The organism is Petropleomorpha daqingensis (assembly GCF_013408985.1).
Taxonomy (GTDB): Bacteria; Actinomycetota; Actinomycetes; order Mycobacteriales; family Geodermatophilaceae; genus Petropleomorpha; species Petropleomorpha daqingensis.
On the sequence record NZ_JACBZT010000001.1, the window covers coordinates 2,349,891 to 2,374,604 of the forward strand.

At 75.6% G+C, this 24,714-nt stretch carries 27 protein-coding genes; 14 read left to right on the forward strand and 13 right to left on the reverse strand.

What is annotated here, in order from left to right; genetic code table 11:
* Positions 1-152: 152 nt before the first annotated feature.
* Genes GGQ55_RS11630 through cobG form a run of 4 tightly spaced genes read right to left on the reverse strand, consistent with a single transcriptional unit; the run spans position 153 to position 3,906 of the window.
* Positions 153-575, reverse strand: a complete 423-nt coding sequence (locus GGQ55_RS11630; protein ID WP_179716859.1) for a hypothetical protein — start codon at positions 573-575, stop codon at positions 153-155.
* A gap of 56 nt (positions 576-631) precedes the next feature.
* A complete protein-coding gene (locus GGQ55_RS28370) occupies positions 632-2,119 on the reverse strand; it encodes a precorrin-2 C(20)-methyltransferase (protein ID WP_179716861.1) in 1,488 nt (495 codons plus the stop codon).
* Positions 2,116-2,736 carry a precorrin-8X methylmutase gene (locus GGQ55_RS11640; RefSeq protein ID WP_179716863.1) on the reverse strand — a complete coding sequence of 207 codons (621 nt, stop codon included), beginning with the start codon at positions 2,734-2,736 and terminating at the stop codon, positions 2,116-2,118. The genes GGQ55_RS28370 and GGQ55_RS11640 overlap by 4 nt, the downstream gene beginning before the upstream one ends.
* Before the next feature lie 12 nt (positions 2,737-2,748).
* The gene (cobG, locus tag GGQ55_RS11645; RefSeq protein WP_179716865.1) at positions 2,749-3,906 is read right to left on the reverse strand and encodes a precorrin-3B synthase; all 1,158 of its coding nucleotides are present in this window, start codon (positions 3,904-3,906) and stop codon (positions 2,749-2,751) included.
* Between the two features lie 59 nt (positions 3,907-3,965).
* Here cobG and GGQ55_RS11650 point away from each other — a divergent pair, with 59 nt between their 5' ends.
* Positions 3,966-4,295 (forward strand): tetratricopeptide repeat protein, encoded by a 330-nt coding sequence (locus GGQ55_RS11650; protein WP_366489098.1) that lies wholly within the window; start codon positions 3,966-3,968, stop codon positions 4,293-4,295.
* Positions 4,296-4,315: 20 nt separating this feature from the next.
* On the opposite strand, the gene GGQ55_RS11655 is transcribed toward GGQ55_RS11650, so the two are convergent.
* Genes GGQ55_RS11655 through GGQ55_RS11665 form a run of 3 tightly spaced genes read right to left on the reverse strand, consistent with a single transcriptional unit; the run spans position 4,316 to position 6,876 of the window.
* Complete coding sequence (locus GGQ55_RS11655) at positions 4,316-5,665, reverse strand: MFS transporter (RefSeq protein WP_179716867.1); 1,350 nt, start codon at positions 5,663-5,665, stop codon at positions 4,316-4,318.
* 48 nt (positions 5,666-5,713) lie between these two features.
* The gene (locus GGQ55_RS11660) at positions 5,714-6,169 is read right to left on the reverse strand and encodes a nitroreductase family deazaflavin-dependent oxidoreductase (RefSeq protein WP_179716869.1); all 456 of its coding nucleotides are present in this window, start codon (positions 6,167-6,169) and stop codon (positions 5,714-5,716) included.
* Positions 6,166-6,876 carry a hemerythrin domain-containing protein gene (locus GGQ55_RS11665; RefSeq protein WP_179716871.1) on the reverse strand — a complete coding sequence of 237 codons (711 nt, stop codon included), beginning with the start codon at positions 6,874-6,876 and terminating at the stop codon, positions 6,166-6,168. Before GGQ55_RS11665 ends, GGQ55_RS11660 begins: the two co-directional genes overlap by 4 nt.
* A gap of 62 nt (positions 6,877-6,938) precedes the next feature.
* Between GGQ55_RS11665 and GGQ55_RS11670 the strand changes: the two genes are divergently transcribed.
* Positions 6,939-7,568 (forward strand): TetR/AcrR family transcriptional regulator, encoded by a 630-nt coding sequence (locus GGQ55_RS11670; RefSeq protein WP_179716873.1) that lies wholly within the window; start codon positions 6,939-6,941, stop codon positions 7,566-7,568.
* Between the two features lie 5 nt (positions 7,569-7,573).
* Positions 7,574-7,924 carry a hypothetical protein gene (locus GGQ55_RS11675; protein WP_179716875.1) on the forward strand — a complete coding sequence of 117 codons (351 nt, stop codon included), beginning with the start codon at positions 7,574-7,576 and terminating at the stop codon, positions 7,922-7,924.
* A gap of 4 nt (positions 7,925-7,928) precedes the next feature.
* Here GGQ55_RS11675 and GGQ55_RS11680 read toward each other — a convergent pair whose 3' ends face one another.
* Entirely contained in the window at positions 7,929-8,693 is a 765-nt protein-coding gene (locus GGQ55_RS11680) for a PIG-L deacetylase family protein (protein ID WP_179716877.1), read from the reverse strand.
* A gap of 93 nt (positions 8,694-8,786) precedes the next feature.
* On the opposite strand from GGQ55_RS11680, the gene cobN reads away from it, so the two are divergent.
* On the forward strand, positions 8,787-12,401 hold the full coding sequence (gene cobN / locus GGQ55_RS11685; RefSeq protein WP_366489101.1) for a cobaltochelatase subunit CobN: 3,615 nt from the start codon (positions 8,787-8,789) through the stop codon (positions 12,399-12,401).
* Positions 12,402-12,453: 52 nt separating this feature from the next.
* Positions 12,454-12,690, forward strand: a complete 237-nt coding sequence (locus GGQ55_RS11690) for a hypothetical protein (protein WP_179716879.1) — start codon at positions 12,454-12,456, stop codon at positions 12,688-12,690.
* Here GGQ55_RS11690 and GGQ55_RS11695 read toward each other — a convergent pair.
* From GGQ55_RS11695 to GGQ55_RS11705, 3 genes are read right to left on the reverse strand one after another with little or no spacing between them, the layout of a single operon-like run.
* Positions 12,687-13,445 carry an adenosylcobinamide-GDP ribazoletransferase gene (locus tag GGQ55_RS11695; protein ID WP_179716881.1) on the reverse strand — a complete coding sequence of 253 codons (759 nt, stop codon included), beginning with the start codon at positions 13,443-13,445 and terminating at the stop codon, positions 12,687-12,689. The two genes, GGQ55_RS11690 and GGQ55_RS11695, sit on opposite strands and share 4 nt — an antisense overlap.
* Entirely contained in the window at positions 13,442-13,963 is a 522-nt protein-coding gene (gene cobU, locus GGQ55_RS11700) for a bifunctional adenosylcobinamide kinase/adenosylcobinamide-phosphate guanylyltransferase (RefSeq protein ID WP_179716883.1), read from the reverse strand. The genes GGQ55_RS11695 and cobU overlap by 4 nt, the downstream gene beginning before the upstream one ends.
* Positions 13,960-14,520, reverse strand: a complete 561-nt coding sequence (locus tag GGQ55_RS11705; RefSeq protein WP_179716885.1) for a histidine phosphatase family protein — start codon at positions 14,518-14,520, stop codon at positions 13,960-13,962. Before GGQ55_RS11705 ends, cobU begins: the two co-directional genes overlap by 4 nt.
* Positions 14,521-14,584: 64 nt before the next feature.
* On the opposite strand from GGQ55_RS11705, the gene GGQ55_RS11710 reads away from it, so the two are divergent.
* Positions 14,585-15,373 (forward strand): Fic family protein, encoded by a 789-nt coding sequence (locus GGQ55_RS11710; RefSeq protein WP_179716887.1) that lies wholly within the window; start codon positions 14,585-14,587, stop codon positions 15,371-15,373.
* Positions 15,374-15,388: 15 nt separating this feature from the next.
* Complete coding sequence (locus tag GGQ55_RS11715; protein WP_179716889.1) at positions 15,389-16,378, forward strand: aldo/keto reductase; 990 nt, start codon at positions 15,389-15,391, stop codon at positions 16,376-16,378.
* Positions 16,379-16,395: 17 nt separating this feature from the next.
* Here the strand turns inward: GGQ55_RS11715 and GGQ55_RS11720 are convergent, their stop codons facing one another.
* The gene (locus GGQ55_RS11720) at positions 16,396-17,229 is read right to left on the reverse strand and encodes an HAD family hydrolase (protein ID WP_179716890.1); all 834 of its coding nucleotides are present in this window, start codon (positions 17,227-17,229) and stop codon (positions 16,396-16,398) included.
* Between the two features lie 126 nt (positions 17,230-17,355).
* Between GGQ55_RS11720 and ssd the strand changes: the two genes are divergently transcribed.
* The 7 genes from ssd to GGQ55_RS11755 all read left to right on the forward strand — a co-directional run bounded on the left by ssd (position 17,356) and on the right by GGQ55_RS11755 (position 22,153).
* Positions 17,356-18,432: a septum site-determining protein Ssd gene (gene ssd / locus GGQ55_RS11725; RefSeq protein ID WP_366489104.1), complete on the forward strand. Its 1,077-nt coding sequence runs from the start codon at positions 17,356-17,358 to the stop codon at positions 18,430-18,432.
* Positions 18,429-19,571 carry a TadA family conjugal transfer-associated ATPase gene (locus GGQ55_RS11730; protein WP_179716892.1) on the forward strand — a complete coding sequence of 381 codons (1,143 nt, stop codon included), beginning with the start codon at positions 18,429-18,431 and terminating at the stop codon, positions 19,569-19,571. The genes ssd and GGQ55_RS11730 overlap by 4 nt, the downstream gene beginning before the upstream one ends.
* Complete coding sequence (locus GGQ55_RS11735) at positions 19,568-20,368, forward strand: type II secretion system F family protein (protein WP_366489106.1); 801 nt, start codon at positions 19,568-19,570, stop codon at positions 20,366-20,368. The genes GGQ55_RS11730 and GGQ55_RS11735 overlap by 4 nt, the downstream gene beginning before the upstream one ends.
* The gene (locus GGQ55_RS11740; RefSeq protein ID WP_366489108.1) at positions 20,365-21,090 is read left to right on the forward strand and encodes a type II secretion system F family protein; all 726 of its coding nucleotides are present in this window, start codon (positions 20,365-20,367) and stop codon (positions 21,088-21,090) included. The genes GGQ55_RS11735 and GGQ55_RS11740 overlap by 4 nt, the downstream gene beginning before the upstream one ends.
* Positions 21,091-21,210: 120 nt before the next feature.
* Positions 21,211-21,438: a DUF4244 domain-containing protein gene (locus tag GGQ55_RS11745; RefSeq protein WP_179716896.1), complete on the forward strand. Its 228-nt coding sequence runs from the start codon at positions 21,211-21,213 to the stop codon at positions 21,436-21,438.
* A gap of 2 nt (positions 21,439-21,440) precedes the next feature.
* Positions 21,441-21,803, forward strand: coding sequence for a TadE family type IV pilus minor pilin (locus tag GGQ55_RS11750; protein ID WP_366489110.1), 363 nt, complete (start codon positions 21,441-21,443; stop codon positions 21,801-21,803).
* Entirely contained in the window at positions 21,800-22,153 is a 354-nt protein-coding gene (locus tag GGQ55_RS11755; protein ID WP_179716899.1) for an Rv3654c family TadE-like protein, read from the forward strand. Before GGQ55_RS11750 ends, GGQ55_RS11755 begins: the two co-directional genes overlap by 4 nt.
* A 7-nt stretch (positions 22,154-22,160) precedes the next feature.
* Here GGQ55_RS11755 and GGQ55_RS11760 read toward each other — a convergent pair whose 3' ends face one another.
* Positions 22,161-24,644: a DEAD/DEAH box helicase gene (locus GGQ55_RS11760; protein WP_179716900.1), complete on the reverse strand. Its 2,484-nt coding sequence runs from the start codon at positions 24,642-24,644 to the stop codon at positions 22,161-22,163.
* Between the last annotated feature and the right edge of the window lie 70 nt (positions 24,645-24,714).

Here is a 24,714-nt window from a genome sequence, read left to right on the forward strand (position 1 = left end):
GCGGCTCAGGATGGTGAGACGTTCCCGCGGGAACGCGAAGCAAGGCCTATGGCTTGACGACGTTCCCGCGGGAACGTCCGGCGAGTCCATGCGGCTGGATCCAGCGCCCCTGGCAACGTGTGTCGCCCAGCATCGCGACTTGTTGATTGGCCTCACGCTTGTTCGGGCGGCTTCTTGCTGAGCATGCGCCGCTGCCACCCGGCCAGGTCGCGGGCCCTACGTGGCGCGAGCCGCGACTCCGAGCCGCGACCGGTTACGACGAGCTCGCCGGCCCCTTCGCCGGCTGCTCCTTCCAGAACGGCTTGTACCGGTTGCACGACGCGTCGAGCGGTCCACGCGCTCAGGCGCTGATCGCCGAGGCGTTCCCGTCGTTCTCCGCCCGGGCCGTTCCGTTCGCCTTCGAAGGGACCGGACAGGCGCTGGAGGTGCCCCTGTCGTTCTCGGCCTTCCACGACGAGGAACTCGTCGACCACCCCGACGCCGCGCTGGCCACGGACTTCTTCGCGAGATGGTCCCAGGACCACGCCTCCGCCCTGCCGCTCGGCGCAGCACGTGCCGACCGGGACCTCGATCAACGAGGTCTCAAGCTCGGACTGAGCCTCGCCTCCGCGCCCTCGAAGCCAGGTCGCGCTCAGTACGTGCGCGGGGTGTACACGGCGCCGGACGGGCCGACGCGGGTGCGCGAGGAGCCGATCAGCACCAGGCAGCGCATGTCGACGGTCTCCGGGTCGAGGTCGCCCAGCGTCGTGACCACGACCTTCTCCTCCGGCCCGCCGACGTCGCGGCCGACGACGACCACGGTGTCCGGCGACCGGTTCTCCAGCAGCACCTTCTGCGCCTCACCGAGCTGGTGCGGCCGGGCCTTGGAGCGCGGGTTGTACAGCGCCAGCACGAGGTCGGCCGACGCCGCGGCGCGCAGCCGCTCGACGACGACCTCCCACGGCTTGCGGACGTCGGACAGCGACAGGACGGCGAAGTCGTGGCCCAGGGGCGCGCCGACCCGCGACGCCACCGCTTGCGCCGCGGTCAGCCCGGGCAGCACCCGCACCCGGACACCGGCGAACTCCGGCCGTTCGGCGACCTCGAGCACCGCGGCGGCCATCGCGAACACGCCCGGATCGCCGCTGGAGACCACGGCCACCCGCCGTCCGGACGCGGCGAGCGACAGAGCCGCCGCCGCCCGTTCGGCCTCGACCCGGTTGTCGCTGGGGTGGCGGGTCTGCCGCGGGTTGGCCGGCACGCGGTCGAGGTACGGGCCGTAGCCGACCAGGTCGTCGGCGCAGGCCAGCGCGTCGGCCACCTCCGGCGTCGTCCACGCGCGCGAACCGGGGCCGAGCCCGACGACGACCACCTCGCCGGCGTGCGGTTCGGCGGGAAGTTCCTCGGGCTGCGGCAGCGGCCCGGTCAGCTCGCTGGGCAGCAGCGCCAGGGAGAAGTACGGCACGGTCGCCGGGTCGACGTCGGCCAGCGGCGCCACCCGCTGCTGCTCGGTGGTCGCCCGCTCGACGTAGAACGCGCGGTCCAGCACGCCGGCGGCCTCGAACGCCTCGCGCACCGCCGGGAACGTGCGACCGAGCTTCATCACCGCAGCCGAGTCCGTCGTCGCCAGCCACTCGGCGAGCTCCTCGGACGACAGCGTCCCGGGCAGCACGGTGAGCACCTCGTCGCGCTCGACCAGCGGCCGGCCGAGCACCGCCGCGGCGCCGCTCACGCTGGTCACCCCGGGCACGACCTCGGTCGGGTACCGGTGCGCGAGCCGTTTGTGCATGTGCATGTAGGACCCGTAGAAGAACGGGTCGCCCTCGGCCAGGACGACGACGTCGCGGCCGGCGTCGAGGTGCGCGGCCAGCCGGGCCGCCGCCTCCTCGTAGAACTCGTCGATCGCCCCCTGGTAGCCGCCGGGGTGGTCGGTGGTCTCGGTGGTGACCGGGTAGACCAGCAGCTCCTCGATCTGCCCCTCGCGCAGGTAGGGCGCCGCGAGCGCGCGGGCCACCGAGCGGCCGTGCCGGGCGGCGTGGAAGGCGACGACGTCGGCCGCGCCGATCAGCCGCGCGGCCTTGACGGTGACCAGTTCCGGGTCGCCGGGACCGAGCCCGACGCCGTAGAGACGCCCGGTCACTCGACGTCGCTCGCGATCGCGTTCACGGCCGCGGCGGTCATGGCCGAGCCGCCGCGCCGTCCGCGCACGACCAGGAAGTCCAGGTCGGAGGCCGCCAGGGCCTCCTTCGACTCGACCGCGCCGACGAAGCCGACCGGGATGCCGAGGACGGCGGCCGGTCGCGGCGCCCCGGCCTCGATCATCTCCAGCAGGTGGAACAGCGCGGTGGGCGCGTTGCCGATGGCGACGACGGCGCCGCCGAGCCGGTCACCCCACAGCTCCAGGGCGGCCGCCGTCCGCGTGGTGCCCAGCGAAGCCGCCAGCCCGGGCGTGCGCTCGTCGTGCAGCGTGCAGACGACGTCGTTGTCCTTGGGCAGCCGGCGGCGGGTGATGCCCGAGGCGACCATCTCGGCGTCGCAGAGCACCGGGGCGCCGGCGTCCAGGGCCGCGCGGGCGCGGGCGACGACGGTGGGGGAGAAGGCGAGGTCGGCGACTAGGTCGACCTGCCCGCACGCGTGGATCATGCGGACCGCGACCCGGGCCACGTCGTCGGGCAGCCCGGCCAGGTCCGCCTCGGCGCGGATGGTCGCGAACGAGCGCCGGTAGATCTCGGCGCCGTCCTTCTCGTAGTCGTACATCGGTACGGGAGGCTACGTGCGGGTCGAGCTCACCCGATAACCCGCACCGGTCGCGACGACGTCGACGACGTCGCCGCGCGGGCGGCCGCAGCGCCGCTCGCACCCGGCCCAGTGCTGCCGTGCGCCGTCGGCGGGCAGGTCACCGCTCAGCACGGCGGTGACCACGTCGGCCCGGACGTCGGCGAGCGACTTCGCGCACCCCGGGCGCCCGGCGCAGGCGGTGACCCGCAGCCAGGGACTCGCCTCGTCGAAGACGATCCCGGTGCGGTGCAGGTCGACCGCGGCGTCGTCCACCCGGTCGTAGGCGAGGTCGGGGACGACGACGCTGCGCCACGGCGTCACCTGGACCTCGGGGGCGAGCCGGGCCAGCAGCTCCACCTGGTCGGCGGTCAGCCGCCCCAGCGGGACGACGCCGATCAGCGCGATCCGCCCGTCGTCCTGCTCCGCCGCGCCGACCGGGCCGAGCACCGGCGCGGCAGGCACGGCGACCGGCTCGGCGGTGGGCATCCCCACCCGGGCCGCGACCCGGGCACGTCCGTCGGCCAGCTCCGTGAGCCGCCAGGCGGCTCCGCCCTGCTCGGTGCGCTCGTCGAGGAAGGCGCGGGTGGCGGCCAGCAGCAGGTCGACGGCGTCGTCCGCGGTCGTCCGCAGACCACTGTCGGTGCCGCCGAGCAGCAGGGCGACGCCGTCGTCGAGCGCGAGGAGACCGACGTCGCCGCCGAGACCGGAGACGTCGCCGCGGCCGTCGTCGAGGGTGGCGAGGAACCGGCCGGGCAGCTCGGCGAGCGCCGGGTCGGCCTGAAGCCCCGCGTCGAACGCGGCCACCCACGGGCGGACGGCGACCAGCCCGCCGGAGCGGCCGGACAGCGTGCTGGCCAGCACGTTGCGCACCCGTTCGTGCGTGGCGCTGGGCAGCAGACCAGCGCCGGCCAGCCGGTCGCCGAGCGCCGGGACGTCGTCCTCGGCGAGACCGCGCAGCTGCACGTTGCCGCGGCTGGTCAGCTCCAGGCCGCCGTCGCCGAGCTCGCGCGCGGCCGCCGCGAGCACCCGCAGCTGGTCGGCGGTCAGCAGCCCGCCGGGCACGCGGACGCGGGCGAGCGCGCCGTCGGCGGCGGCGTGGGTCTGCAGCGCGCCGGGGCAGGCGTCGGCGCGGGTGCGGGCGGCGGTCATGTCGACCGCGAGGCTACGACGACGGGAAGCCGGGAAGGGCCGCAGCGGTTGATCTGCACGTGAGCACCCCCTTCGAGCTGGACATGCACTCCGAGTACCTGCGCGCCGACCTGTTCCTGGCGATGGGGCAGCCGACCGAGGCCGCCCGCATCCTCACCGCGGTCGTCGAGGCGGAACCCGAGAACGAGGCCGCGCTCGAGCTGCTCGCCCGCGCGTACTTCGGCTCGGCCCAGCTGCACCGCGCCGAGGAGACCCTCGGCCGGCTGGTCGAGCTGGCGCCCGCCAACGGCTGGGCGCGCCGCGCGCTGGCCCGCACGCTGGAGCGGCAGAGCCGTCCGGACGACGCCGCCGTCCACCACCGGGTGGCCGACGCCCTCGGCGCCGCCTGACCGGACCTCGCCGCCCGACCTCAGCGTCGGGCGGCGAGCACCGCCCCGACCGCGCCGACCGCGGCGACCAGCAGGAAGCCGACCGAGATGCCGGTGCTCGCGCCGACGTGCAGGCCGGTGGCCAGCGAGTAGCTGCCCGCGCCGAGCAGCGAGCCGACCACGACGGACGCCGTCTCGGCGAACGCCACCGCGCCGGCGACCGCGGCCACCCGCTCGGGGGCGAGCGAGTCGAACGCCTGCGCGGACAGCTGCACGTACGCGATGCCGATGCCGAAGCCGGCCACGCCCCACGCCGCGACGGCGAGCACCAGCGCCGGCGTCGAGCCGACCAGGCCGGTCTGGGCGAACGCCTCGGTGAGCAGGGCGGCCACGACCAGGACGGTGCCGACCTTGGCCGGATCGGGTCGTCGTCCGGCCGTCGCCGGCAGCAGCCCGGTGATCGACCAGGCGACCAGCCCCGCGCCGAGGCCGACGGCGCTGGCGACCACCCCCCGACCGAGGCCTTCCACGATCGCCAGCGGGATCAGGCCGTCGCCGCCGAAGAAGGCCGCGGCGAGGCAGGCGTAGGCGAGGACGACGGTCGTCCGACGGCGGCTGTCGGCGGTGGCGCGGACCATCACCCGGGTCCCGGCGACGACGGCGAGGAGCAGCCCGGCGACCAGCAGCGGGATCCCCCAGCCGCCGCGGGTGGTCGCCGCGGACGCCAGGGCCAGGCCGGCCGCCACGAGCAGGCCCGTGCCGAGCGAGGTCTCCTTCTCCTCCGACGGCGCCGGGATCAGCCCGGTGTCCCGGCTCATGAGCAGCCGGGCCGCGATGACGACGAGCACCGGCCAGGCCATCGCCCACCGCCAGCCCAGCCACACCGTGATCGCGGCGTTGACCGGCGGACCGGCCAGCGACGGCAGCAGCCAGACCAGGGTGAACAGGCTGAGCACGCGTGGCCGGACGTCGTCCTCGAACAGCCCGCCGATCGCGGACAGCCCGAACGCGGCCAGCAACCCGCCGGCGATGCCCCGGAGGATGCCGCCGGCCAGCAGCCAGCCCATCGCCGGCGCGCACGCCGACAGCACCACGCCCGCGACGAACAGCCCGGTGGCCAGGGCGAGGTTCTGCCGCGGTGGCAGCCGGGCGGTCACCCCGGGCCCGGCGGCCAGGACGACGACGCCGGTCAGCAGTCCGGCCGAGAGCGTCGCCCCGTAGAGCGCCGCGCCGTCGAGCTCCTGCGCGGCCAGTGGCAGCACGGTCGCGTACGCGATGCCCTGGACGGCGCCGGCGAACTCGGCGAGCAGCAGGGCCGCCAGCAGCCGTCCCCGACGTCCCGAGAAGATCACGCGCAGGGATGTGGTCGACGTCGTCCCCGGCTCGTGCACCCGGACACCTTGCAAAACGCAACCGTTCGGTGCAAGCAGGCGCCCTGCTCAGGCCGCCCGTTCTTCCCCGATCGGGGACAGCCGCACCAGCGAGATCCGCCGCGAGACCCCGGCCTGGTAGTCGTCGTAGGTCGGGCACTTGGCCATGAGCGCGTCCCACAGCTGCTGCCGGTCGGTCTCGTCCACCTGGGTCGCGCGCACCGGCGTGCGCCGGCCGCCGATCTCGACGGCCCCTCGCGGATCGGCCTGGAGGTTCAGCCACCACTGCGGCTCGGCGTCGATCCCGCCGTTCGAGGCGGCGATCACGTAGTCCTCGCCGTCGCGGACGTAGAGCGCCGGGGTGGTGAACGCCTTGCCGGACCTCCGGCCGGTGTGGCTGAGCAGCAGCATGTCGCCGCCGCGGAACGTGCGCACCAGCTTCCCGCCGGAGCGCCGGACCATGGTCACGTGGATCTTGGCGGCGTACTTGGTGATCAGCGTGAGGGCCTTGTCCTTGCCGGTCATCGCTGCGCCCCGCCGAAGATGCGCGCGTCGCGGCGCTGCGCCCGGCGGCCCATGAACATCGCGACCGCCACCAGCAGCGCGTTCGCCCCCGGCATCCGGCGCACGTCCTCGACCGGCAGACCGGAGGCCACCCAGCCGGCGACCGCAGGGATCTCGCGCGGGCTGTAGTCCTTCTTGAAGACCTCCTCGTCGAGCCGCAGCCAGTCCTCGTCGGTCAGGTGCCGCTGCACGAGGGTCATGCCGTCGCTCTCCTCGTGGGCCAGGTGCGCCAGCAGCGCGTCCCGCAGGTCCACCGTCGTGCCCGCGAGCCGGGCGTGGGTGGCCTCGTTCCCGCTGCCGTCGGCGAGCGCCCGCAGGTCGGCCGTCACCGAGGCCAGCAGCGGGTCGATGACCGCGTGCTCGGCCTCGAGCGCGTCGAGCACGGTCGCGTCCGCGCCGCGCTCGGCGAGCAGCGGCCACAGGGCGCGGTCCTCGCCGGAGTGGTGCTTGTGGAGCACGGTGGAGAAGAACTCGAAACGCCGCGCGACGAGCTGCCAGCGCTCCCGGTCCGCGGCCGGCACCACGCCCGCCACCTGCGCGAACAGCGTCAGGTCGCGGCGGAAGGCGCGGTGCATCAGGTACATGGCGGCCAGGTCGACCGGGCCCTCGGGCGCGGCGTACTGGCCCTCGAGCAGGAGCTGGGGCGGGTGCGGAGCGGTCGTGGTCACGGAGCTCTCCTTTATTGGTTGGAGTGATGATCTAACGAATAGCGGGAGAGTAGAGTGAATCCATGAGCGACCGCAAGAGGGTCTACAACTCGCCGCTGCGAGCCGAGCAGGCGCAGCGCACGAGGGCCGCCGTCCTCGATGCCGCCGCCCGCCGCTTCCTCGACCAGGGCTACGCGGCGACGACCATGAAGGACGTCGCCGCCGAGGCGGGGGTCTCGGTGCAGACCGTCTTCGGGCAGGGCAGCAAGGCGGCGCTGCTCCTGGCCTGCGTCGACCGCGCCGTCGTCGGTGACGACGAGGAGTCACCGCTGGCCCAGCGGGAGTCGTTCCTCCGGCTGGTCCATGCCCCCGACCGGGCGACCAAGCTCGCCGCCGTGCGGGAGCTCGTCCTGCGCTATGTCCCGGAGGCCGTGCCGATCCTGCAGGTCTTCGCCGGTGCGGCTGCCGGGGATCCCGAGATCGCCGAGGCGTGGGCCGAGTACGAGCGCCGCAGGTTCAGCGACCAGCGGATCATGATCGCTTCCTTCCAACCGGAACTGCGGGACGGGCTCGACGTCGAGCGAGCCACCGAGATCGCGTGGGGTGTCTTCACCCACGCGCTCGTGGCGAACCTGATGGGCGTCCGTGGCTGGACCCTCGAGCAGTACGCCGACTTCCTGGTCGACGCGATCGAGCGGTTGCTGCTGAACTGAGCGCCATGGCGAAGTACCTCGTCAACGACGCCGGTCTGGCGCACGCCCGCGACCTCATCACGGCCCACCGGTACGTGCTGCGCAGCGAGTGGGGCCGCGCGCAGCCCACCGCCGAGGAGGAGAACACCTACCTCGAGAAGCACTCCTGGGCCGAGTACGGCGCCTGGCACCTCGCCCTCACCGACGGGGCGAACGAGGAGACCAAGGCCCGCTACGCCTTCGTGTACGGCGACTTCCGCCGGGTGCACCGGATGGGCATCATCGCCTGCCACTACCGGGCGGCCGAGTGGGGGCACAAGGAGGTCGAGCTGGCCGCGCACGACCTCCTGCAGCTGCTGGACGCCACCCGGGCGTGAGCACTCAGCCGCTCATCGCCTCCCGGGCGATCGGCGGCGGGGCGTGCAGGTCCCAGGCCCGCAGCAGGACGGCGTTCGGCACTCCCATCGCGCGGCCCTGCATCGCGGTGATCGCCGGGATCATGACCGAGGGCAGCGGGTGCCCGGGGATCCCGGCCAGGTAGCCGCCGTGCGCCTCGAGCGAGGCGACGCCGCGGGCCAGCGGCTCGCCGGTGACCTCGACGCCGTGCGTCGGCCGCGGGTCGCCGGCGATGAGCAGCCAGCGCGTCGACCACGGCTCGAGCCCCTCGTCGAGCAGCTCCCGGAACACCCAGCGGTTGCCGGCGTCGCGGACGGCGTCCAGCCCGGCGAGCCCGGCAGCGCGGTGATCGGCCTGGTTGAGCCCGATCCGCGTCTCGACCTCCCACGACCCGATGAGCACCGCGTCCGGACGCCAGCGACGGATGGCGCGGGCGATGTCGCGGCGCAGCGGCAGGCCGTGCTCGAGGACGCCGTCCGGGTGGTCGAGGAACGTCACGTCGCTCACCCCGACGACGAGCGAGGCGGCCAGCTGCTCCTGCGTGCGCAGCTCGGCGGTGCGCTCGGGCGGGACGGCGTCCATGCCGGCCTCGCCGTGGGTGAGCAGCAGGTAGGCGACCTCGACGCCGCGGGCGGTCCACGTGGCGACCGCCGACGACGTGCCGTACTCCACGTCGTCCGGGTGGGCGACGACGCACAGCACCCGGCGGAAGGCGTCCTCGGGCAGCGGTGGGAGCAGCGGGGCGCTCATGCCCGGGCAGGCTAGGACGTCGCGAGGGCTCGTGGCCGCTGCGCGCGCCCCCCGCCTGCACCCGCGGCGATCTGCCTGGGAGAGGCTGTCCCGGTGACCGACGCACCCGTGTTCACGCTGCTCTCCACCAGCGACACCGACCTGCTGTCGGCTCGGGCCAGCGCCGTCCCGTGGCGGCTGGGCAACCCCGCGCGCCTGGACGACGCCGGCGTCGCGGCGCTGGTCGAGGGCTCGGCGCTGGTCGTGGTGCGGCTGCTCGGGATGCGCCGGCAGTTCGAGGAGCTGCTGGCCCCGCTGCTGGCCGGCCCGGCGCCGGTCGTCGTCCTCGGTGGGGAGCAGCTGCCCGACGCCGAGCTGATGGAGCTGTCCACCGTGCCGATCGGCGTCGCCACCGACGCGCACAGCTACCTCGCGCAGGGCGGTCCGGACAACCTCGTGCAGCTGCACCGGTTCCTCTCCGACACCGTGCTGCTCACCGGCGAGGGGTTCGAGCCGCCGGCGGTCGCACCCGACTGGGGGGTGCTGTCGCGCGAGTCCTCGGGCAGCGGCCCGCGGGTCGCCGTCCTCTACTACCGGGCCCACCACCTGGCCGGGAACACCGCCTTCGTCGAGGACCTGTGCTCGGCGATCGAGGACGCCGGGGGCTCGGCGCTGCCGGTGTTCGTGAACTCGCTGCGCAGCGTGCCCGACGACCTGCTGGAGACGCTGCGCGGCGCCGACGCGCTGGTGGTCACCGTGCTCGCCGCCGGCGGTTCGCGTCCGGCGACGGCGCAGGCGGGTGGGGACGACGGCGCGTGGGACGTCGGCGCGCTGGCCGCGCTCGACGTCCCGGTGATCCAGGGGCTCTGCCTGACCCGCTCGCGCGAGGAGTGGCTCGGCGACGACGACGGCCTCTCGCCGCTCGACGTCGGCAACCAGGTCGCGATCCCGGAGTTCGACGGCCGGCTGATCAGCGTGCCGTTCTCCTTCAAGGAGACCGACGCCGACGGTCTGACCTCCTACGTCGCCGATCCGGAGCGGGCGGCGCGCGTGGCCGGGACGGCGGTCGCGCACGCGCGGCTGCGGTCCACCCCGCCGTCCGAGCGGCGGATCGTGCTGATGCTGTCGGCCTACCCGACCAAGCACGCGCGGATCGGCAACGCGGTCGGGCTGGACACCCCGGCGTCGGTCGTCCGGCTGCTCGCGGCGATGCACGGGGAGGGGTACGACATCGGCCCGTTCGACGGGCCTGCTGCACTTCCCGGGGTGGCCGAGCTGGACGGCGACGCGCTGGTGCACGCGCTGATCGCCGCGGGCGGGCAGGACGAGAACTGGCTCACCGAGGAGCAGCTGTCGGGGAACCCGGTGCGGATCCCGGCCGCCGCGTACCGCGCCTTCTTCGACACGCTGCCGAGGGACCTGCGCGACGCGATGACGCAGCACTGGGGCGAGCCGCCGGGCTCCCTGTTCGTGGAGGGGGGCGACATCGTCTTCGCGGCGCTCCGGGCCGGCAACACCGTCGTCATGGTGCAGCCGCCGCGCGGCTTCGGCGAGAACCCGATCGCGATCTACCACGACCCCGACCTGCCGCCGTCGCACCACTACCTGGCCGCCTACTGGTGGCTGCGGTCGGAGTTCGGCGCGCACGCGATCGTGCACGTGGGCAAGCACGGCAACCTCGAGTGGCTGCCCGGCAAGACGGTCGGGATGTCGGCGTCGTGCGGGCCGGACGCCGCGCTCGGCGACGTCCCGCTGGTCTACCCGTTCCTGGTCAACGACCCGGGGGAGGGCTCGCAGGCCAAGCGCCGGGCGCACGCGACGCTGGTCGACCACATGGTCCCGCCGATGGCGCGGGCCGACTCCTACGGCGACATCGCCCGGCTCGAGCAGTTGCTCGACGAGCACGCCAACGTCGCGGCGATGGACCCGGCGAAGCTGCCGGCGGTGCGCGCCCAGATCTGGACGCTGATCCAGGCGGCGAAGCTCGACCACGACCTGGGGCTCAACGAGCGGCCGGAGGACGACCACTTCGACGAGATGATCCTGCACGTCGACGGGTGGCTGTGCGAGATCAAGGACTCGCAGATCCGCGACGGGCTGCACGTGCTCGGAGTCCCGCCGACCGGCTCCGACCGGGTGGACCTCGTGCTGGCGATGCTGCGGGCGCGGCAGATCTGGGGCGGCGCGGTCGCGCTGCCCGGGCTGCGCGAGGCGCTCGGCCTGGCCGAGGGCGCTGGTCGCGCCGAGACCGACGCGGTCGAGGCGACGGCGTCCGCGCTGGTCAGCGGCATGGAGGTGGCGGGCTGGGCGGCGTCTGCCGTGACCGGTGTCGTCGTCGACGTTCTGGGCGGTCCGTCCGAGGCCGTCGAGTCGGTGCTGCGGTTCGCCGTCGATGAGGTGGTGCCGCGGCTGGAGCGGACCACCGACGAGCTGTCCGCCGTCCTGCACGCCCTGTCCGGTGGGTACATCCCGGCGGGGCCGTCGGGCTCACCGCTGCGCGGGCTGGTCAACGTGCTGCCGACCGGGCGGAACTTCTACTCGGTCGACCCGCGCGCGGTGCCCTCGCGCCTGGCCTGGGAGACCGGGCAGGCGATGGCCGAGTCGCTGGTCGAGCGGTACCTCGCCGACACCGGCTCGTACCCCGCCTCCGTCGGTCTGTCGGTGTGGGGGACGTCGGCGATGCGCACGTCGGGGGACGACGTCGCGGAGGTGCTGGCGCTGCTCGGCGTCCGCCCGGTGTGGGACGACGCCTCGCGGCGGGTGACCGGGCTGGAGCCGGTGCCGGTGGCCGAGCTCGGCCGGCCGCGGATCGACGTCACCGTGCGGATCAGCGGCTTCTTCCGCGACGCGTTCCCGCACGTGGTGACCATGCTGGACGACGCGGTGACCCTGGTGGCCGGGCTGGACGAGCCGGGCGATCAGAACTTCGTGCGCGCCCACGTGGACGCCGACCTGGCCACGCACGGCGACCGCCGGCGGGCGACCACCCGGGTGTTCGGCTCGAAGCCCGGCGCGTACGGGGCGGGCATCCTGCCGCTCATCGACTCCCGGAACTGGCGCGGCGACGCCGACCTCGCCGAGGTCTACGCCGTGTGGGGCGGCTACGCCTACGGCCGCGACCTGGACGGCGTGGCCGCCCGGCCGGACATGGAGTCCGCCTACCGGCGGATCGCGGTGGCGGCGAAGAACGTCGACACCCGCGAGCACGACATCGCCGACTCCGACGACTACTTCCAGTACCACGGCGGGATGGTGGCGACCGTCCGGGCGCTCACCGGACAGGCGCCGGCGGCTTACATCGGTGACTCGACCCGGCCGGAGTCGGTGCGCACCCGGTCGCTGTCGGAGGAGACCTCGCGGGTGTTCCGGGCGCGGGTGGTGAACCCGAAGTGGCTGGCCGCGATGCGCCGGCACGGTTACAAGGGAGCCTTCGAGCTCGCCGCGACCGTGGACTACCTGTTCGGCTACGACGCCACGACCGGCGTGGTCGACGACTGGATGTACGAGAAGCTCGCGCAGACCTACGTCCTCGACCCGGAGAACCGGTCGTTCCTCGAGCAGTCCAACCCCTGGGCGCTGCACGGCATCGCCGAGCGGTTGCTCGAGGCGGTGGACCGTCGCATGTGGGCCGACCCCGACCCGGCGCTGCTGGCCGAGCTGCAGCAGGCGTACCTGGACACCGAGGGCGACCTCGAGGGCGGCGAGACGCCGGCGGGGGCCCGCGCGTGAGGCGTGGCCAGCGTCATAGCGTTCTGTCACCCGTTCGGTGCACCCTGTAATGGTGAAGAGCAAGTACATGACCGGCGCCAAGCGCATCGTGGCCGTCGGTTCCTCGTCCGCCGTGGGCGTGCGAGACGACGACCGGCCGGCGGGCGTGGCGCACGCCGTCGTCCGGCTGTTCCGGGACGGCGACACCGCCCTCTGCGGCACCGACGTGAAGGTGCTGCCCCACCGCGACTGGACCGAGCCGACCGTCGGGGTGCTGCGCTGCCGCGAGTGCGAGGAGCTGGCCGCCTAGGTCAGCACGGCGGCGGCCACCAGCAGCGTGGCCGTCGCCGCCACCTCGCCCATCGCGCCCATCACGTCGCCGGTGACCCCGCCGAGCCGGGCCGTGGCGCGGGCCCGCAGCAGCTCGGCGGCGCCGATCCCGACCACGCAGGCCGCGAGCAGTCCGGCCGCGTCGGCCGGGCCGCTGAGCAACCACTGAACACCGCCGACCGCGCCCGCCGCGACCACGGCGCACCCGGTCAGCCAGGCGGGGGAGACCGTGCCCTGGACCGCCCGGCCCAACGACGACGTCTCGGCCATGACCGTGCCGGGCAGGCCGGTGCGGGCCATCGCGAGCCGGGCGGTGAGCACCGCCGCCGCCGGCGCGACCCACTGACCGGGGAGCAGGCCGGCCAGGGCCGCCACCTGCAGCAGCAGGGTGAGGACCAGGGTGACGACGCCGAACGGGCCGATGTCGCTCTGGTGCATCACCTCCAGCGCGCGGTCCCGCCCGCGCAGCGGCCCGAGCCCGTCGGCGGTGTCGGCCAGCCCGTCCAGGTGCAGCCCGCGGGTGAGCGCGGCCAGGACGGCGACCGTCAGCACCGCACCCGCGAACGGCGAGATCAGCCGCGTGCCGAGGACGCCGACCGCCGTCGCGACCGCCCCGAGCACCAGGCCGACCAGCGGCGCCCACGGCAGGACCCCGCGCGTGCTCCGGGCGGCACCGGCGGGCACCCGCAGGACCGTGAGCAGCGCGGCGGACTCCAGCGGGCCGCCCCACCTCATCGCAGGCGCTGCGGCAGGCCGGCGACGACGAACCAGACCTCGTCGGCGGTGCCGGCCAGCCGCTGGTTGACCGCGCCGAGGGTGTCGCGGAACAGCCGCCCGGCGCGGGTCTCCGGCACGACGCCGAGCCCGACCTCGTCGCTGACCGCCACCACGTGCGCGGGTGTCATCGCCCACGCGTTGACCAGCGCGTCGCAGCGGTCGGCCAGCCGGTCGAGCGCGCCGGGCTCGTCGGCCCAGACCCCGGTCTCGTCCATGAGCGCGGCCACCCACGTGGTCACGCTGTCCACCAGCACCGCACCGCCGCGCAGCAGCTCGGAGGGCGCCGTCGTCTCGACCGTGGTCCACGCGGCCGGCCGGCGGGCGCGGTGCGCGGCGATCCGGGCGGTCCACTCGGCGTCGTCCTCGGACCGCACCGACGTCGCCAGGTAGGTGACGTCGTCCCTGCCCTCGAGCAGGAACTCGGCGTGCGCCGACTTGCCCGACCGGCTGCCGCCCAGCACGAGCACCCGGCTCACAGCACGACCTCGGTCACGCTGCCGTTGTGCGGGGTCACCGCCGGCATCCCCTCCGGGCCGAGCCCGGCCACGACCGCCTGCACGGCCCGGATCGTGTCGCCGTGGGTGACCAGGGCGACGACGTCGGCGGGCGGATCGGCGAGCAGCTCCTTGAGGAACGCCGCCACCCGTGCGTGCAGCTCGGCGAGGCTCTCCCCGCCCTCGGCCGACCAGTGCGGATCGGTCCAGTCGACGACGTCCCAGAGCTCGCGGGAGGGCCGGCCCTCGAGCACGCCGTACCCCTGCTCGCGCAGCGCGGGCGTGGTGATCAGCGGCAGTCCGGTCGCCCGGGCACAGTGCTCGGCGGTCTGCACGGCGCGCTCCAGGTCGCTGGAGATCAGCGCCCCGGGCTGCCGGGCGGCCAGCTGCTCGGCAGCCGCGGCGGCCTGCTCGTGGCCGAGCGCGGTGAGCGGGACGTGCGCCTTCTGCCCCTGCATGCGGCCCTGGGCGTTCCACTCGCTCTGCCCGTGGCGGACGAGCAGCAGGGTGAGGGGACGCGCCTCCTGATCACGGGCCATGGTGCCCGGAGCGTAGGCGAGGGGGCGGTCGGGCCGTGCGGCCGCGCCTCGTACCGTCGTCCCCGTGACGATCCCCGTCCGGCCCGGTGCCGCCCGCCCGTCGTCCCGGCCTGCCGCGCCCGACCCGCTGGCGCACCTGCTCGACCTGCCCGGCGTGCGGGACGCCGCCGACGCCTCCCGGACCGCCATCGACCGGCTGCTGGCGCACCGGCTGATGCGCAACCGCTCGGCCGAGGTCAGCACCGAGTCGGCGCTGCGCGGTGCCCGGGCGTCGGCCGCGCTGGAGGGCGTCGACGTCCCGCTGGCCGAGCTGCGCGCCGGTGCGGTCGACGACCCGGTCGTGCAGGGGTCGCTGCGGGCCTCGGCCGCGCTGGGGTCGATGACCGAGACCTGGTCGCGGGCGCCGGGGCAGGTGCTGGCCCGGCTGCACGTGCTGGCCGCCGCCGACCTGGTCGACCGGTCGGCGCTCGGGCGGCCGGCGGCGCACGCCGGACCCCGGCTGACCGGGCTGTTCGGCCTGGTCAAGGTGGAGACGACGGTGCCGGCGGTGCTGCTCGCCGCGGTGGTGCACGGCGAGCTGGCCGCGCTCGCGCCGTTCGGCAGCGCGGACGGCGTCGTCGCCCGGGCCGCGGCGCGGCTGACCGGCATCACCCGGGGCCTGGACCCCAAAGCGGTGTCGGTGCCCGAGGTCGGCTTCGTGGAGCTGGGCCGCGAGGCGTACCTGGCGGCGCTCGCGGGCTACGCGTCCGGATCGCCGGAGGGCGTGGCCGCCTGGCTGGTGCACTGCTGCCGCGCCACCGAGCACGGTGCGGTGGAAGGGCTGGCGATCGCCGAGGCGATCCTGCGCGGCTGAGCGGAGACTGCAGGTATGCAGTTCCTCGAGGTGCCGGGGCTGGGACCGGTCAGCCGGATCGGCCTGGGCACCTGGCAGTTCGGCTCGCGCGAGTGGGGCTACGGCGAGAGCTACGCCGAGCGCGGTGCGCGGGAGATCGTCCGCCGCGCCCGCGAGCTCGGCGTGACGCTGTTCGACACCGCGGAGATCTACGGCTTCGGCCGCAGCGAGCGGATCCTCGGCGAGGCCCTGGGCGGCGAGCGGGGCGAGGTCGTCGTCGCCAGCAAGATCTTCCCGGTGGCGCCGTTCCCGCCGGTCGTGCGGCAGCGGTGGGCCGGCAGCGCGCGCCGGCTGGGTCTGCAGCGGATCCCGCTCTACCAGGTGCACCAGCCCAACCCCGTGGTCCCCGACTCGGTGACCATGGCCGGGATGCGCGAGCTGCTGGACGCCGACCGGATCGCCGCGGCGGGCGTCTCCAACTACTCGCTCGCGCGCTGGCAGGCCGCGGATGCCGCCCTGGGTCGTCCGGTGGTCAGCAACCAGGTGCAGTTCTCGCTCGCGACCGCGGGCCCGCTCGCGGACCTGGTGCCCTTCGCCGAGCGGGAGGACCGCGTCGTCCTCGCCTACAGCCCGCTGGCACAGGGTCTGCTGGGCGGCCGCTACGACGCCGACCACCGCCCGGGTGGTGTCCGCGCGACCAACCCGCTGTTCGGCACCGAGAACCTGCGCCGGGTGCAGCCGCTGCTCGACGTCCTGCGCGAGGTCGCCGCTGCGCACGACGCGAAGCCGGCGCAGATCGCGCTGGCCTGGCTGCTGGGGCTGCCGCGGGTCGTGGTGATCCCCGGGGCGTCGAGCGTGGAGCAGATGGAGTTCAACGCCGCGGCGGCGGAGCTGCGGCTGGCCGACGACGAGCAGGCGGCGCTGACCGCCGCCGCGCGGGCGTTCACGCCGGTCTCGGGGATCCGCACCTTCGCCGACCACCTGCGCGAGCGGGTGGACGCGGTGCGGGAGCGGTTGGGGGTCTGACCCGCCGTCGTGCGCGCTCAGGCGCCGCGGCGCCGCCAGCGACCGGGGACCGGGCCGGCGACCGCCCGCAGCGCGCGGTGCCGGGCGGCGTACCAGGCCAGCCCCACCACGGCCGCGCCGACGCCGACCGCCGCACCGGTCATGACCGGCGCGGGCGGGACCGAGAACCGGGACCGCATCGACACCGGCCGGACGAACTCCCGCACCGGCCAGCCGCGCTCGACCGCCGCCTTGCGCAGCGCGCGGTCGGGGTTGACCGCCGTCGGGTGACCGACCTCGGCCAGCATGGGCAGGTCGGTGATCGAGTCGCTGTAGGCGTAGCAGTCGGCCAGGTCGTAGCCGCCCTCGGCGGCCACCCGGCGCACCGCCTCGGCCTTGTTGTCCCCGTAGGCGTAGAACTCGATCTCGCCGGTGTAGCGCCCGTCGACGGTCACCATGCGCGTGGCGACCACCCGGTCGGCGCCCAGCAGCTCGCCGATCGGCTCCACCACCTCGGCACCGCTGCTCGAGACGATCACGATCTCCCGGCCCGCCGCCTTGTGCTCCTCGATGAGGTCGGCGGCCTCGGCGTAGACCAGCGGGTCGACGATGTCGTGCAGGGTCTCGCCCACGATCTCGTGCACCGTGGCGACGTCCCAGCCCGTGGCCAGCGCCGTGATCTGCGCACGCAGGCGCTCCATCTGCTGCGCGTCGGCGCCCTGCAGCGAGAAGACGAACTGCGCATAGGCAGCCTTGAGGACGGCCCGGCGGTTGATCAGGCCGCCCTGGAAGAACGGTCGTCCGAAGGCCAGGGTGCTGGACTTCGCGATGACCGTCTTGTCGAGATCGAAGAACGCCGCAGCGCGGGTCACAGTTCACGAGGGTAAGTGGAACCGCTGGTCGTGATACGGGTCGCACGCCGTCCACACCCGAACGGGTCATCCACAGATCCGCGACGGCCCTGGCAGATGTTGACCGATCCGGCGTGACTGGGAGCCGTGTCCGCTGTCATCCCCCGTGCTACCGCACGCGATCACCGCCCCCTCGTCGTCAGCTCCGACGAACGGCTCGTCGACGATCTGCTCCGCCTGCTCGCCGCCGCCGGGGCCGAGGCCGAGCTGGCCACCGGCGGTCCCGCCCTGCGCCGGGCGCACCGCGGCGCACCGCTGGTGCTGATCGGTGCCGACGCGCTGCCCTCCGCAGCCGTCCTGGGGCTCCCGCGGCGGGCCGGCGTGGTGGTCGTCTCCACCTCGGAGCTGCCCGCGGCCGAGTGGGCGACCGCCGTGGAGCTCGGCGCCGAGCGCGTCGCGCGGCTGCCGGCCGACGAGGCTTGGCTGCTGTCCCGGTGCGCCGAGGCGGTGCGCTCGCCGGTCGAGGCCGGCTGGCTGATCGCCGTCGGCGGCAGCTGCGGTGGTGCAGGAGCGAGCACCGTGGCCACCGCCCTCGCCGTCGCCGCGGCGCCCGGATCGCTGCTCGTCGACGGCGACGCCGGCGGCGGCGGCCTGGACCTGCTCCTCGGGGCCGAGCGGGCCGAGGGGCTGCGCTGGCCCGACCTGGTCGGGCTCCGCGGCCGGGTGGCGGGCGACGCGCTGCTCGCATCACTGCCCGAGAGAGGCGGGATCCACGTGCTGGCGGCGTCGCGGTCGCGGGCGGTGCCGGTACCGCCGGAGGCGCTGCTGGCGGTCGCGCTCGCCGGCCGGTCGAACGGGACGCCGGTCGTGGTCGATCTGCCGTGCGGCGATCCGGCCCTCGCCGAACCGGTGCTGGCCGAGGCCGATCTGGCGGTGCTGGTCGTCCCGGCGCGGCTGCGGGCTGCCTCGGCCGCGCGGCTCCTCCTGGACGGCGCCTGGTCCTCCGCGGTCGTGGTGTCGCGATCGGTGCCCGGAGGTCCGTCGCGGCAGGACGTGGTCGACGTCCTCGGCCGGTCGGTCCTCACCGAGCTGGGCCACGACCGGTCCGCGGGGCCACGAGGCGAGCGCGGTGAGCCACCGGTCGTCTCGGCCCGCTCGCCGCTCGGCGTGCTGTCCCGCCGGCTGCTCGCCGAGCTGCCGCGGCGCACCCAGGTGGCCGCGTGAGCGGGCTGCCGCTGCTCGAGCGGGTCCGGGCCCGGTTGGCCACCGAACCCGGACCGCCGACCCGGGCCGCGGTCGCCGCGCTCGTGCACGAGGAGGCCGGCGGCCTGCTCGGCGACGACGACGTGCTGCGCGCGGTCCGCGAGGCGGTCGACGAACTCGCCGGAGCGGGGCCGCTCGAGCCGTTGCTGCGGCTCGACGGTGTCACCGACGTGCTGGTCAACGGCCCCGACCAGGTCTGGCTCGACCGCGGCGCGGGGCTGGAGCGCGCCGCCGTGCGGTTCCCCGACGACGACGCCGTGCGCCGGCTGGCCGTCCGGCTCGCCGCCACGGTCGGCCGTCGGCTCGACGACGCGGCGCCGTGGGTGGACGTCGGCCTGCCCGACGGCACCCGCCTGCACGCCGTCCTGCCGCCGGTCTCCGGCAGCGGCACGTGCCTGTCGCTACGGGTGCTGCGCCGCGCGACGCCGGATCTGACCGCACTGGCGGCGACCGGCGCGTTCCCCGGCGAGAGCGAGAGGCTGCTCCGCGCGCTGATCGCCGGCCGCCACGCCTTTCTCGTCACCGGGGGCACGGGCGCCGGCAAGACCACGCTGCTCTCCGCGCTGCTGGGCCTGGTCGACCCTGGGGAGCGCCTGGTGCTCTGCGAGGACGCCGCCGAGCTGGCGCCGGCCCACCCGCACGTCGTCCGCCTGCTCGGCCGGCCACCGAACGTCGAGGGCGCGGGCCTGGTCACGCTGCGGGACCTCGTCCGCCAGGCGCTGCGGATGCGGCCCGACCGGCTGGTCGTCGGGGAGGTGCGCGGTGCGGAGGTAGCCGACCTGCTCGCGGCCCTCAACACCGGGCACGACGGCGGCTGCGGCACGCTGCACGCCAACCGCCCCGCCGAGGTGCCCGCGCGGCTGGAGGCGCTCGGGGTCGCCGCAGGCCTGGACCGCGCGGCCGTGCACAGCCAGGCCGCCGCGGGCCTCGCCGTCGTCGTGCACGTGCGGCGGTCGGCCACCGGGCGGCGGGTCGGCGAGCTCGGCCTCGTGCGGCGCTCGGGGGAGTCGGTGGTGGTGGAGCCGGGATGGCGGGCCGACGGCGGCGCGTGCCCGGCGGAGGAGCGGCTGCACGACCTGCTGACGGCGGAGGAGCCGTGATCGCGGCGCTGCTGTGCCTCGCCGCCGCTCTGTTCGCGTGGCCGGACCCGGCCGCGCTCCGCCGGTCTCGGATCGCCCCCCGGGCGCGGTCGCTGCGGTGGTCGGCGGACCTGGCACGGCCGCTGCCGGTGGCGGTCGTCGCGGCGGCGGTCGGTGCGCTGCTCAGCACGCCGTTGGTCGCGGCACTGGCCGCGGGCTGCGCAGCGCTGGCCGCCCGCGCGTGGCGGGCACGGCAGGGGACGGCCCGCGACGAGGTCCGCCTGCGCCTGCTCGTCGCCGCACTGGCAGCGATGGCGGCGGACCTGCGCGCCGGCCGGCCGCTGGAGGCCGCCGCGGTGTCGGCCGCGCGGGGAACCGGCGACGACGACCTCGGCCGGGCGCTGCTGCGCGCCGTCCGGTCGAGCGCCGCACCGAGCTCGGCCCGCGCCGGCCCCGAGTCCGACGCGCTGCAACGGATCTCCGCGGCGGTCCGGCTCAGCACGCGCACCGGCGCCTCGCTGGCCGACGTGGTGACCGCGGTCGAGGACGACCTGCGCGCCCGGCAGCGGCACCGGCTCGAGCTCCGCTCGGCGGTCGCCGCGCCCCGGGCCAGCGCGACGCTGCTCGCCGGGCTGCCGGTGCTCGGCGTGGCGATGGGCAGCGGCATCGGCGCCGACCCGTGGCACGTCCTCACCGAGACCGGCACCGGCCAGGTGCTGCTGGTCGCCGGGGTCGGGCTCGAGGTCGCCGGCGTGGCCTGGTCGAACCGGCTGGTCGCCCGGGTGTCGCGACCCGGTGCGCCCACCGCGCTCCCGTGACCGGCGACGCAGCGGCGCCGCTGCTGGTGCTCGCGACCGCGCTGCTGGTCTGGCCGTCGTCCGTCTCGCGCGCGTCGGAGCGGGTACGCGAGCTGGTCCCGGCGGTCGGCCGACGGCCGGAGCGCGGCGTCACGTTCGCGGTGCCGTGGCAGCGCCGGTTGCTGGCCGGTGCCGCCGGGTGCGCGGTCGGTCTGCTCGTCGGCGGGGTGGCCGGGCTGGTGCTGGCGGTGGGTACCGGAGTGGCGGCCGACCGGGTGCTGCGCCGGCCCGCCGACCCCCATGCCGGCGCGGCGTTCGAGCGCGAGCTGCCCGTGGCGGGGGACCTCCTGGCGGTGTGCCTCGCCGCCGGCATGCCGGTGGGGTCGGCGGTGGCGGCGGTCGCCGGGACGGTGGCGGAACCGCTCGCCGGTGCCCTGCGCGCCGTCGCGGGGCTCTACCGGATGGGTGCCGAACCGCGCCGGGCCTGGGCGGACGCGCCGGAGGAGCTGGCACCGCTCGGGCGGGTGCTGGTGCGGGCAGGGGAGTCGGGCTCGCCCACCGGGCCGGCGCTGCGTGCCCTGGCGGCCGACGCCCGCGTGGCATCCCGGGCGCGGACCGAGCGCGACGTGCGGCGGGCCGGGGTCTGGGTGCTGGCGCCGCTGGGGCTGTGCTTCCTGCCGGCGTTCGTCTGCCTCGGCGTCGTCCCGCTCGTCCTCGGCATCGCCGGGCAGGTGTTCCGGTGACCGGCGTCCACAGCCGCGGGCGCGATCCACAGATCTGCCCGACGTCTCGGCCGGCGGTCATCGGCTCGACAGGCTCGGAACGCGACCCCGACCAGCGGGTCCCCGATCCCAGGAGTTGTCATGCAGCAGAACCCGACCACCCGCCTGCACCGGTGCCGCACCGTGCTGGCCCGCCGCTGGGCGCGCATCCGCGCCACGGGGGAGGCGGGCATGAGCACCGCCGAGTACGCCGTCGGCACGGTGGCGGCCTGCGCCTTCGCCGCCATCCTGTACCGGGTCGTGACCGGCGGCTCGATCGTCGACGCCCTGGGCCGGTTGATCGACTCCGCCCTGAACACGCTGTCCTGACCGTGTCCCGGTTGCGCGGTGACCGCGGCATGGTGACCGCCGAGGCCGCGATCGTGCTGCCCGTCCTGCTGCTCGTGCTCGCCGGTGCCGTGGCCGCGGTGACCGTGGTGGGCGCCCAGATGCGCTGCGTCGACGCCGCCCGGGAGGGAGTTCGGGCGGCAGCGCGCGGGGAGGACCTTCAGGCCGTCCACGCGATCGTGTCCCGGTCAGCCCCGGGCGGTGCGGGCATGGCGCTCGCCTACGACGGAGATCAGGTCGAGGTCATGGTGACCACCCGGGTCGCCCCGCTCGGCCCCATCCCGCTGCGGATCCGGGTCCGTGCGACCGCCGTGGCGCAGCGGGAGCCGGGCACGGTCCCGCCGTGAGCGACCGCGAGCGCGGCTCGGCCACCGTCTGGGTGCTCGCGCTGGCCGGCGTGCTCGCCGTCGTCGGCGCGGCCGCGGTGCTCGTCGCGGCCGCTGTCACGGCGCGGCACCGGGCGGCCAGCGCCGCCGACCTCGCCGCCCTGGCCGGCGCCGGTCGCGCGGTCGTCGGTGACCCCGGCGCCTGCGCTGCCGCCGCCGACGTGGCCGGTGCCAACGGTGCCCGGCTGACCTCCTGCACGGTCGAGGACGGAGCCGTCGTCGCGGTCACCGTCGCGGTGCCCGCGCGGCTCGGACCCCTCGGCCGGTACGACGCCACCGGCCGGGCCCGCGCGGGGCCGGCCGGGGGATAGCCGCCGGTCAGAAGACCAGCTCGTCCTCCTCCTCGGCAGCGGGCGGCTCGGGAGCGACCGGCTCGTCATCGGCGACGTCGTCATCGGGCGACTCGTCATCGGGCGACTCGTCATCGGCGACGTCGTCGGCGGACCCGTCGTCCGCGGCGGCCAGCTCGTCCAGCACCACGTCGAGCACCTGGACGGCGCCGGCCTTGTCCAGCGGGTCGTTGCCGTTGCCGCACTTGGGCGACTGGACGCACGACGGGCAACCGCTCTCGCACTCGCACGTGGCGACGGTGGCGCGGGTGGCCTGCAGCCACTGGCGGAGGACCGCGTAGCCGCGCTCGGCGAAGCCCGCTCCACCGGGATGCCCGTCGTAGACGAAGATCGTCGCCGCGCCGGTGTCCGGGTGCAGCGCGGTCGACAGCCCGCCCAGGTCCCAGCGGTCGCAGGTCGCCAGCAGCGGCAGGATCCCGATCGCGGCGTGCTCGGCCGCGTGCAGCGACCCGGGCAGCGCGATCTCCTCGACCTTCGCCCGCGCCACGGCGGTCGAGTCGAGGGTGAACCAGACCGCGCGGGTGCGCAGCTGCCGCGCCGGGAGGTCGAGCGGGAATTCGGCCAGCACCTCGCCGGTCCCGAGCCGGCGGCGTTGGTAGGCGACCACCTGGTTGGTCACGTCCACGACGCCGGTGTGCGCGGTGACGGTGCCGAGCCGGCGGGTCCGCTCGATGCCGACCACGCTCAGATCGGTGACGTCGCGCGCCACGGTCGTCCACTCGGGACTCTCCGCGTGCACGGCGGCGACCGCCTCGTCCACGTCGAGCTCGTCGACGACGTAGGTCTCGCCGCGGTGCACGTACAGCGCCCCGGTGTGCACGGTGGTGTGCGCCGCGTCGCCGTCCACCGTGCCCAGCAGCCGTCCGGTGCCGGTCTCGATGATCGACACCGGCTCGAGGCCGCTGCCGCGGATGTCCACGTCCGGCCGCCCGCGCCCGGCCCAGTACCAGCCGGTCGGACGACGACGCAGCTGACCGGCGGCGACGAGCTCCTCGAGCTGCGCCTCCGCGGCGGCACCGCCGAAGTCGTCGAGGTCCGCAGGGGTGAGCGGCAGCTCGGCGGCGGCGCAGCACAGCTGCGGGCCGAGCACGTACGGGTTGGACGGGTCGGTGACCGTCGCCTCGATCGGCCGGCCGAACACCGCCCGCGGGTGGTGGGCGAGGTAGTGGTCCAGCGGATCGTCGCGCGCCACGAACACGACGAGCGACTCCCGCTGCGCGCGCCCGGCCCGCCCCGCCTGCTGCCACATCGAGGCGAGCGTGCCCGGGTAGCCGGCCAGCACAACGGCGTCCAGCCCGGCGATGTCGATGCCGAGCTCGAGGGCGTTCGTCGTCGCCACGCCCAGCAGCTCCCCGGAGGACAGCAGCCGCTCCAGCTCGCGGCGCTCCTCCGGCAGGTAACCGCCGCGATAGGAGTCGACCCGCCGGGACAGGTCCGCGCGCCCCCGGTCGGCCAGGAGCCGCCGGGTCTGGTCCGCGACGGACTCCGCCCCGCGCCGCGAGCGGACGAACGCCAAGGTGCGGGCGCCCTGCTCCACCAGGTCGGCGAGCAGCCCGGCCGCGTCGGCGGCGGCCGAGCGGCGCAGCGGCGCGCCGTGCTCCCCGGTCTTCTCGGTCAGCGGCGGCTCCCACAGCGCGAAGGTCGCGCCGGGGCGGGGCGATCCGTCGTCGGTCACCGCGGTCACCGGCGCCCCGACCAGGCGGCTCGCGGCCTGGGCCGGGTCGGCCACGGTCGCCGAGGCCAGCACGAACGTCGGCTCGGCGCCGTAGCGGCGGCAGATCCGCCGCAGCCGTCGCAGCACGTGGCCTACGTGCGAGCCGAACACGCCCCGGTAGGAGTGGCACTCGTCGACGACGACGTAGGCCACCCGGCGCAGCGTGCTCGACCACTTCTGGTGGGCCGGCAGGATCCCGCGGTGCAGCATGTCCGGGTTGGTGACGATCCAGCGGGAGTGCCGGCGGACCCAGTCCCGCTCCTCCATCGCGGTGTCGCCGTCGTACGCGGCCGGGCGCACCGACGGGTCGGCCAGCGCGGCGACCGCGGCCAGCTGGTCGCGGGCCAGCGCCTTGGTCGGCGCGAGGTAGAGGACGCACGCGCGGTCGTCCTCGGCGAGACGGGCCAGCGCCGGCAGCTGGTAGGCCAGCGACTTGCCCGACGCCGTGCCGGTGGCGACCACGACGTGCCGGCCGTCGTGCGCGAGCTGCGCGGCCTCCACCTGGTGCCGCCACGGCGAGCCGACGCCGCGCTCCTCGAGCCGCGCGCGCAGATCGGCGGGAACCCAGTCCGGCCACTGCCGGGCCTGGCTCCGGCGCATCGGCAGCCGGTGGACGTAGGTGACGGGCTGCTCGTCCTCGGACGTGCCGGCCAGGAGATGAGCCAGCAGGTCCGCCCCGGGAAGAACCTGGTCCGCGCCGGGAGGGGGAGCCTGCCGGACCGGGTGGAGCGTGGTCACCCCACCACTGTCACACCCCCAGGCAACCCCAGGACCCCCACTGGTTCACCGCATGTGAGAAAGGCAACAG

Bases quoted from the DNA above. Each gene is read 5' to 3' on its own strand.
- GGQ55_RS11640 (WP_179716863.1), bottom strand. From the start codon at position 2,736: ATGTACGACTACGAGAAGGACGGCGCCGAGATCTACCGGCGCTCGTTC.
- cobG (WP_179716865.1), bottom strand. From the start codon at position 3,906: ATGACCGCCGCCCGCACCCGCGCCGACGCCTGCCCCGGCGCGCTGCAG.
- GGQ55_RS11660 (WP_179716869.1), bottom strand. From the start codon at position 6,169: ATGACCGGCAAGGACAAGGCCCTCACGCTGATCACCAAGTACGCCGCC.
- GGQ55_RS11670 (WP_179716873.1), top strand. From the start codon at position 6,939: ATGAGCGACCGCAAGAGGGTCTACAACTCGCCGCTGCGAGCCGAGCAG.
- GGQ55_RS11675 (WP_179716875.1), top strand. From the start codon at position 7,574: ATGGCGAAGTACCTCGTCAACGACGCCGGTCTGGCGCACGCCCGCGAC.
- GGQ55_RS11680 (WP_179716877.1), bottom strand. From the start codon at position 8,693: ATGAGCGCCCCGCTGCTCCCACCGCTGCCCGAGGACGCCTTCCGCCGG.
- GGQ55_RS11695 (WP_179716881.1), bottom strand. From the start codon at position 13,445: ATGAGGTGGGGCGGCCCGCTGGAGTCCGCCGCGCTGCTCACGGTCCTG.
- GGQ55_RS11705 (WP_179716885.1), bottom strand. From the start codon at position 14,520: ATGGCCCGTGATCAGGAGGCGCGTCCCCTCACCCTGCTGCTCGTCCGC.
- GGQ55_RS11715 (WP_179716889.1), top strand. From the start codon at position 15,389: ATGCAGTTCCTCGAGGTGCCGGGGCTGGGACCGGTCAGCCGGATCGGC.
- GGQ55_RS11745 (WP_179716896.1), top strand. From the start codon at position 21,211: ATGCAGCAGAACCCGACCACCCGCCTGCACCGGTGCCGCACCGTGCTG.